This is a genomic window from Aeromonas finlandensis (assembly GCF_000764645.1).
In the GTDB taxonomy this organism is placed as follows: Bacteria; Pseudomonadota; Gammaproteobacteria; order Enterobacterales; family Aeromonadaceae; genus Aeromonas; species Aeromonas finlandensis.
This window is the reverse complement of record NZ_JRGK01000045.1, coordinates 18,845-27,583: the sequence shown is the minus strand read 5'-3', so window position 1 is coordinate 27,583 and position 8,739 is coordinate 18,845. Positions and strand designations below refer to the sequence as shown.

The following is an 8,739-nucleotide window of genomic DNA, read 5'->3' as shown; positions in this document are numbered from 1 at the left end:
GTGCAGGCGCTTGTACTGGTACTCAGCCATGTGAAACCGGCTACTACGAAGGCTCTGACACCTCGGTCGGTGGCAATGCGCTGGCGGTTGCCTCGTTCGAACTGGTCTTCCCGACGCCGTTTGTTTCCGAGACCTACCGTCCACAGATCCGCTCTACCGCCTTTATTGATGCCGGTACCGTCTGGAGCACCGACTTTGCCAATGGTGCTTACCCCTGTGCCGCAGGCGCAGATTGCAACTACTTGAGTCAGGACTACTCCAATCCGGGCAACATCCGGGTCTCTGCCGGTGTCTCCCTGCAGTGGCTCTCGCCGATGGGCCCGCTGGTGTTCGCCCTGGCCAAGCCCATCAAGCAATATGAAGGGGATCGGACCGAGTTCTTCTCGTTCAATATCGGTCGAACCTTCTAATTCAGTGTTTTGCCCCCACCCGTCCGGTGGGGGTATTTAATGATGGGACGCGCAGTATGCGTGCCTCACCAGGTAACAAGATGGCCCTAACGCCGCTTGCATAATCAGGTAAATCAGGTAGCCCTCGCCATGAGGGAACAAGGAGTAAGTGTGAATAAAGCGTTGAAAGTAGCTGGTTTGAGCTTTGCACTGATGGCTGCCGGCATGGGTTCTGCCTTCGCTGAGACCAAGATCGCCGTGGTCGACATGGGCGAAGTCTTCCAAAAGCTGCCCCAGCGTGAAGCCGTTGCCGCCAAGCTGAAAGGCGAATTCGAGCCGCGCATGCGCGAGCTGCAGAAGCTGGAACAGGAAGGCCAGAAGCTGGTCGAAAAGTTCCGCAAGGATGAAGCCTTCATGAGCGCTGAGCAGAAGAAGCAGAACCAGGAGAAGCTGGCCAAGCTGCAGATGGAGTTCAACCAGAAGCGTCAAGCTTTTGAGCAGGACAACGGTCGTCGTCAGTCCGAAGAGCGCAACAAGATCCTGACCAAGGTGCAGGCTGCCATCGATTCCATCGCCAAGAGCAATGGTTACGATCTGGTGCTGGAGCGCAACGCCGCCCCGTATGCCGCCAGCAAGCTGGACATCTCCGGCCAGGTTATTTCTCAGGTAAGCAAGAGCAACTAATTGATGGCATTCACTCTCGCACAGCTGGCCCAGCAACTGGGGGCCCAGGTCCATGGCGACGGAACCCTGGAAATCCGCAAGGTAGCGACACTGGAAAAGGCCGGGGAGGGGGATATCACCTTCCTGTCCAATAAAAAGTACCGGCATTATCTGGAGCAGAGCAAGGCGACCGCCGTGCTCATTACAGAAGCGGATCTGCCATTTTGTCCCACCAATGCCCTGGTGCTCAAAGACCCCTATGTGGGCTTTGCCCGGGTAGCCCAACTGCTGGACACCACCCCGCAACCGGCCACGGATATCCATCCGAGCGCCGTCATCGCGGCTGACGTGCAACTGGGCGAGAGAGTGGCCATCGGCGCCAATGCAGTGATCGAATCCGGCGTCGTGCTGGGTGACGATGTGCGCATTGGCCCGGGCTGTTTTGTTGGCAAGCATACCCGGCTGGGAGCGCGCTCCCGGCTGTGGGCCAACGTCACCCTCTATCACAATGTGACCATGGGTACCGACTGTCTGGTGCAATCCGGCACAGTGATCGGTGCCGATGGTTTCGGTTATGCCAACGAGCGTGGCGAGTGGATCAAGATCCCCCAGCTCGGCGGTGTGACCATTGGCAACCGGGTCGAGATCGGTGCCTGTACCACCATTGACCGCGGTGCGCTGGAAGATACCCGCATCGCTGACAACGTCATCATCGACAACCAGTGCCAGATCGCCCACAACGTGGAGATCGGTTACGGCACCGCCGTGGCGGGTTCAACCGTGATGGCGGGTAGTCTCAAGGTCGGCAAATACTGTATCATTGGCGGCGCTTCCGTCTTTAACGGGCATATGGAGATCTGCGACCAGGCCACCGTCACCGGTATGGCCATGGTGATGCGACCCATTACCGAGCCCGGTGTCTACTCTTCCGGCATCCCTCTGCAAACCAATAAAGAGTGGCGCAAGACCGCCGCCCGGGTGATGCGTATCGAAGAGATGCACAAGCGGTTAAGCAAGCTTGAGAAGAAGCTGGATCAAGAATAATCACGATTGGTATAGGGTACTGTTTTGACTACTGAAAAGAAGAGCCTGGGTATCCAGGAAATCATGGATCTGCTGCCCCACCGTTATCCGTTCCTGATGGTGGATCGTGTGGACGATTACGAGATCAGCGATGAGCGCAAAACCCTGCGTGCCATCAAGAATGTCTCGTTCAACGAGCCGATTTTCCAGGGGCACTTCCCGGCCAAGCCGGTGTTCCCGGGCGTACTGATCCTGGAAGCGATGGCACAGGCCACCGGTATCCTGGCCTTTACCATGGTGGGCAAGCCGTCTCCCAACGAACTCTATTATTTTGCCTCAATCGACAACGCTCGTTTCAAGCGCCCGGTCGGCCCCGGTGATCAACTGGTGCTGGATGTGGAGTTCCTGAAAGAGCGTCGCGGTATTGCCAAGTTCACCGGTGTCGCCACCGTCGACGGTGAAGTGGTCTGTACCGCCGAGCTGATGTGCGCCAAACGCGAGGTTTAACACACGTGATCGACCAGACTGCCATCATTCACGATACTGCCATCGTCCATGAGTCTGCCGTGATCGGTAAAGGGGTTGAAATCGGCCCCTTTTCTGTCATCGGCGCCGAGGTGGAAATCGGTGACAACACCTGGATTGGTTCCCATGTGGTGATCAAGGGCCCGACCAAGATCGGTGGCGACAACAAGATCTTCCAGCACACCTCCATCGGTGAGGATTGCCAGGACAAGAAGTATGCCGGTGAGCGCACCTTCCTCGAGATTGGCGACAACAACGTCATTCGCGAGAACTGCACCTTCCACCGTGGCACCATTCAGGATCAATCCCTGACCAAGGTGGGCAGCGGTAACCTGTTTATGGTCAACGTCCACGTTGCCCACGACTGCATCATCGGTGACAACTGCATCTTCGCCAACAACGCGACCCTGGCGGGCCACGTGGTGATCGGTGACTTCGTGATCTTTGGTGGTCTCTCCGCCATTCACCAGTTCGGCCGTGTCGGTTCCCACGCCTTCGTCGGCGGCTGCGCTGCCCTGAACAAGGATGTGCCGCCCTACGTGATGGCTGCCGGTAACTACGCCAAGCCGTTTGGCGTCAACTCCGAAGGTCTGCGTCGTCGCGGCTATACGCCCGAGGCCATCTCTGCCGTCAAGCGCGCCTACAAAGAGATCTTCCGCTCTGGCAAGACCATCGAAGAGGTGCTGCCAGTGCTGATCGAGATGGCGCAAGCCGAACCGGCCGTCCAGCTCTATGTGGACTTCCTCAAAGACAACGAGCGCGGGATCATCCGTGCCTGATCCGGTTCGTATCGGTATCGTCGCCGGAGAAGTCTCCGGCGACATTCTGGCTGCTGGTCTGGTGCGCGAGCTGCAAGCCCGCTACCCGGATGCGCAGTTCGAAGGGATCGCCGGGCCGCGCATGCAGGCCCTCGGCGTCAAGGCGCTGTTCGAGATGGAAGAGCTCTCCGTCATGGGGATCACCGAGGTGCTGGGCCGTCTGCCGCGCATCCTCAAGGTCCGTCGCGAACTGCTGCGCCACTTTATCGCCAATCCGCCCGATATCTTCATCGGCGTGGATGCACCGGATTTCAATATCGGAGTGGAGCTGAAACTGCGCCGCGCCGGTATCAAGACGGTTCACTATGTCAGCCCCTCTGTGTGGGCTTGGCGCCAGAACCGTATTCACAAGATCAAGGCCGCCACCGACATGGTGCTCGCCTTCCTGCCGTTCGAGAAAGCTTTCTACGACCGTTTCGAGGCCCCTTGCCGCTTTGTCGGCCACACCATGGCGGATGACATTCCGCTGGTGCCGGATCAGGCTGCCGTGCGCCGCAAGCTGGGCATCGATGCCAACCGCCGCTGGCTGGCGGTACTGCCGGGCAGCCGCACCGCGGAAGTGGGCTTTATGTCCCCCCTGTTTCTCGAGGCGTGCAAACACCTGACGGTGCGCTATCCGGATCTCGGTTTCATCGTGCCGCTGGTCAACCAGAAACGGCGCGAGCAGTTTATGGCCATCAAGGCCGAGGTGGCGCCGGATCTCGACATGGTGCTGCTGGAAGGGCAGGGGCGCGAGGCGATGATCGCTGCCGACGTGGTGATGCTGGCCTCCGGCACCGCGGCGCTTGAAGCCATGCTGGTGAAAAAGCCGATGGTGGTGGGCTACAAGCTCAAACCGTTCAGCTACTGGCTGGCCCAGCGACTGGTGAAGACCGAATTTGTCTCCCTGCCCAACCTGCTGGCCGGTCGCATGCTGGTGCCGGAACTCATCCAGCACGAGTGCACCCCGGAGAATCTGGTGGAAGAGGTGAGCAAGTACTTCGAGCACGACAACAGTGCGCTGGTCAATACCTTCACCGAGTTGCACCAGCTGATCCGCTGCAATGCCGACTCGCAGGCCGCCGACGCGGTGGCTGATCTGCTCGGCAGATAACGCAATTCCGGACCGTCGATTGCGCCGCGCCACCCGTTAATCCGTTTTCGAGCGGTGATGCCGCGCCAGTCGACCCCCTGTCAGGCCCCGTGGGGCCTGTTTTGATTCAAGGCTACAAGATGATGATCGATATTCCTGACGACAAGCTGGTTGCCGGTGTGGACGAAGTGGGCCGTGGCCCGCTGGTGGGTGACGTGGTCACCGCTGCGGTCATTCTCGATCCCGCCAACCCCATTGTCGGGCTGGCTGACTCCAAGAAGCTCTCCGAGAAGAAACGGCTGGCGCTGTTTGACGAGATCAGGGAGAAGGCGCTCGCCTGGGCCATCGGTCGCGCCACTCCGGAGGAGATCGACGAGCTCAACATCCTGCATGCCACCATGCTGGCGATGCAGCGCGCCGTAGCGGGACTGAAGGTCACCCCCGAGCTGGTCTTTATCGATGGCAACCGCTGCCCGGCATTGCCGATGGAAGCGCGCGCCGTGGTCAAGGGCGACAGCCTGGTGGCCGCCATCAGTGCCGCCTCGATCCTCGCCAAGGTAACCCGCGATGCGGAGATGACCGAGCTGGACAGCCGTCATCCCGAGTATGGCTTTGCCCGTCACAAGGGCTATCCGACCGCTGAGCACCTCGCCATTCTGGCCGAGCGAGGCCCGCTGCCCGAATATCGCAAGAGCTTCAAACCGGTGCGCCGTGCACTGGGGATCGAGTAGACCATGCCATTCTGTTTGAGCTGCGAGAGGAGATGACGATGGCTGAACCCCGTTTTATCCACCTGCGAGTCCACTCCGACTTCTCCATGGTCGATGGCCTGCAGAAGATCAATCCCATTGTCGGGGCCGCAGCGGCCAACAACATGCCGGCGCTGGCGCTGACCGATCAGATGAACATGTGCGGTCTGGTGCGCTTCTATGGCTCGGCCCACGGCAAGGGTATTAAACCCATCGTCGGTGCCGACTTCTGGGTGCAGAGCGACGAGCTGGGGGACGAGCAGTTCCGCCTCACCTTGCTTGCCATGGACAACGACGGCTACCAGAACATCACCCTGCTTATCTCTCGTGGTTACCAGCGCGGCCATGTGCAGGGACGCCCGGTTATCGACAAGAGCTGGCTTAGCGATCATGCCAAGGGGGTGATCGTCCTCTCCGGCGGCCGCGAGGGGGATGTGGGCAAGTTCCTGCTCAAGGGTAACCGGCAGATGACCGAGCAGTGTCTCACCTTCTACCAGACCCATTTCCCCGATGCCTACTACCTCGAGCTGCTGCGCACCGGTCGACTCGATGAAGAGGTCTACCTGCACATGGCGGTGGCGATTGCCACCGAATTCGAGCTGCCGGTGGTTGCCACCAACGAGGTGGTGTTCCTCTCTGCCGATGATTTCGACGCCCACGAGATCCGGGTGGCCATCCACGATGGTTATACCCTGATGGACAAGCGCCGCCCCCGTCGCTACAGCCCGCAGCAGTACCTGCGCAGTCAGGAGGAGATGGCGGAGCTGTTTGCCGACATCCCCGAGGCGCTGGAGAACACGGTGGAGATCGCCAAGCGCTGCAACGTGACGGTGCGCCTCGGTGAATACTTCCTGCCCAACTTCCCGACCGGCGACATGACCACCGAAGATTTTTTGGTGGCCAAGTCGAAAGAGGGTCTGGAGGAGCGTCTCGAATTTCTGTTCCCGGATCCAGCCGTGCGCGCAGCCAAGCGCGGGGAGTACGACGAGCGTCTCGATATCGAGCTGAAAGTGATCAACCAGATGGGCTTCCCGGGTTACTTCCTCATCGTGATGGAGTTTATCCAGTGGTCCAAGGACAACGGCATTCCCGTTGGCCCGGGCCGGGGCTCCGGTGCGGGTTCGCTGGTGGCCTACGCCCTCAAGATCACCGACCTCGACCCGCTGGAATTTGACCTGCTGTTCGAACGTTTCCTCAACCCCGAGCGGGTATCCATGCCCGACTTCGACGTCGACTTCTGTATGGATCGGCGCGACGAGGTGATCGAGCACGTCTCCGAGATGTATGGCCGGGATGCGGTCTCGCAGATCATCACCTTCGGCAGCATGGCGGCCAAGGCGGTGGTGCGGGACGTGGGTCGGGTGCTGGGCCATGCCTACGGCTTTGTCGATCGCATCTCCAAGCTCATTCCGCCAGATCCGGGCATGACGCTCGCCAAGGCATTCGAGGCCGAGCCCAAGCTGCCCGAGCTCTACGAGCAGGATGAGGAGGTCAAAGACCTCATCGACATGGCCCGCCGCCTCGAAGGGGTTGTGCGCAACGCCGGTAAACACGCTGGTGGCGTGGTGATCGCGCCCACCAAGATCACCGATTTTGCGCCGCTCTATTGCGATGACGAGGGTCATCACCCGGTGACCCAGTTCGACAAGAACGATGTGGAATATGCCGGTCTGGTGAAGTTCGACTTCCTCGGTCTGCGGACCCTGACCATCATCGACTGGGCGCTCGGCATGATAAACCCGCGTCTTGCCAAAGAGGGCAAGCCGCCGGTGGACATCGCCGCCATCCCCATCAATGACAAGAAGTCGTTCGACCTGCTGCAGCGCTACGAGACCACCGCGGTATTCCAGCTGGAATCCCGCGGCATGAAGGATCTTATCAAGCGACTGCGCCCCGACTGCTTCGAAGACATGATCGCACTGGTGGCCCTGTTCCGACCGGGCCCGCTCCAGTCTGGCATGGTGGATAACTTCATCGACCGTAAGCACGGCAATGAAGCCATCTCCTATCCGGACGAGAAGTGGCAGCACGAGAGCCTGCAGCCGATTCTGGAACCGACCTACGGCATCATCCTCTATCAGGAGCAGGTGATGCAGATCGCCCAGACCCTGGCGGGCTACACCCTGGGTGGCGCGGACATGTTGCGCCGGGCCATGGGTAAGAAAAAGCCCGAGGAGATGGCCAAGCAGCGGGCCGGTTTCGAGGAGGGCGCCATCAAGAATGGCGTCGACGGCGAGCTGGCGATGAAGATCTTCGATCTGGTGGAGAAGTTTGCGGGCTACGGCTTCAACAAATCCCACTCCGCTGCCTACGCGCTGGTCTCCTACCAGACCCTCTGGCTCAAGACCCACTTCCCGGCCGAGTTCATGGCGGCGGTCATGACCGCCGATATGGACAACACCGACAAGATCGTGACCCTGGTGGACGAGTGCCAGCGGATGGGGCTGACCGTGATCCCGCCGGATGTGAACACCGGTCGCTATCGCTTCTCGGTCAACGAAGATGGCCATATCGTCTACGGGATCGGGGCGGTGAAAGGGGTGGGTGAAGGCCCTATCGACGCTATCCTCAGCGCCCGGGATCAGGACGGCCCGTTCCGCGACCTGTTCGATTTCTGCAACCGGGTCGACATCAAGAAGCTCAACAAGCGGGTGATGGAAAAGCTCATTCTCTCGGGCGCCATGGATCGGCTCGGTCCCCACCGCGCCGCCCTGATGGCGACGCTGGAGGAGGCGATGCGTGCCGCCGAGCAGCACGCCAAGGCGCAGGCGGTGGGGCAGGTCGACATGTTCGGCGTGCTCACCGAAGAGATTGACGACGTCAAGAAGGCGTTTGCCAACGTGCCGCACTGGCCTGACAAGGTGTGGCTGGAAGGGGAGCGCGAGACCCTCGGGCTCTACCTCACCGGTCACCCCATCAACCAGTACAGCGGCGAATTGCGTCGTTATACCTCGGGTCGCCTGTGCGATCTGCATCCCACCTCCCGCGATACCGTGACCACGGCGGCGGGGCTGGTGATTGCGGCCCGCAGCATGGTGACCAAGCGTGGCAACAAGATGGGGATCTTCACCCTGGACGACCGTTCCGGTCGCCTCGATGTGACCCTGTTCAGTGAAGCGCTGGAAAAATATGAAGAATTGATGCAAAAAGACCGCATTTTGGTGGTTTCTGGACAGGTCAGCTTTGATGACTTCTCCGGTGGCCTTAAAATGTCGGCTCGAGAATTGCTGGATATCAACGATGCGAGGGAGCGTTTTGCCAGAGCAATCCGCATCTCCCTCGATGAACAGCGGATAGATGATCGCTTTTTCCCGCGTTTATGCGAGATTTTGGAGCCCGCCCGTGCCGGAGTCTGTCCGGTTCAGGTAAACTATCGTCGCCCCGGCTCCCGGGTGCGATTGACGCTCGGTACCGAGTGGCGGGTGACGCCCACCGATCAACTGATAGATGACTTGCGAGTCCTGCTTGGACGAGAGCGGGTTGAATTGGTTTTTGATTAG

At 60.0% G+C, this 8,739-nt stretch carries 8 protein-coding genes; all 8 read left to right on the top strand.

What is annotated here, in order from left to right:
- Positions 1-410 (top strand): BamA/TamA family outer membrane protein (locus LD28_RS0106080; RefSeq protein ID WP_033136108.1); only part of this gene is annotated, 410 nt, incomplete at its 5' end.
- A gap of 150 nt (positions 411-560) precedes the next feature.
- Positions 561-1,073 carry an OmpH/Skp family outer membrane protein gene (locus LD28_RS0106075; protein ID WP_005338563.1) on the top strand — a complete coding sequence of 171 codons (513 nt, stop codon included), beginning with the start codon at positions 561-563 and terminating at the stop codon, positions 1,071-1,073.
- 3 nt (positions 1,074-1,076) lie between these two features.
- Complete coding sequence (gene lpxD, locus LD28_RS0106070; protein ID WP_033136111.1) at positions 1,077-2,096, top strand: UDP-3-O-(3-hydroxymyristoyl)glucosamine N-acyltransferase; 1,020 nt, start codon at positions 1,077-1,079, stop codon at positions 2,094-2,096.
- A 24-nt stretch (positions 2,097-2,120) separates the two neighbouring features.
- Positions 2,121-2,582 (top strand): 3-hydroxyacyl-ACP dehydratase FabZ, encoded by a 462-nt coding sequence (gene fabZ / locus LD28_RS0106065; protein WP_005338559.1) that lies wholly within the window; start codon positions 2,121-2,123, stop codon positions 2,580-2,582.
- A gap of 5 nt (positions 2,583-2,587) precedes the next feature.
- Positions 2,588-3,379, top strand: a complete 792-nt coding sequence (gene lpxA, locus LD28_RS0106060; protein WP_081959434.1) for an acyl-ACP--UDP-N-acetylglucosamine O-acyltransferase — start codon at positions 2,588-2,590, stop codon at positions 3,377-3,379.
- Positions 3,372-4,511, top strand: a complete 1,140-nt coding sequence (gene lpxB / locus LD28_RS0106055; protein ID WP_033136107.1) for a lipid-A-disaccharide synthase — start codon at positions 3,372-3,374, stop codon at positions 4,509-4,511. The genes lpxA and lpxB overlap by 8 nt, the downstream gene beginning before the upstream one ends.
- Positions 4,512-4,630: 119 nt before the next feature.
- On the top strand, positions 4,631-5,221 hold the full coding sequence (rnhB, locus tag LD28_RS0106050) for a ribonuclease HII (RefSeq protein WP_033136106.1): 591 nt from the start codon (positions 4,631-4,633) through the stop codon (positions 5,219-5,221).
- A gap of 38 nt (positions 5,222-5,259) precedes the next feature.
- Entirely contained in the window at positions 5,260-8,739 is a 3,480-nt protein-coding gene (gene dnaE / locus LD28_RS0106045; protein WP_033136105.1) for a DNA polymerase III subunit alpha, read from the top strand.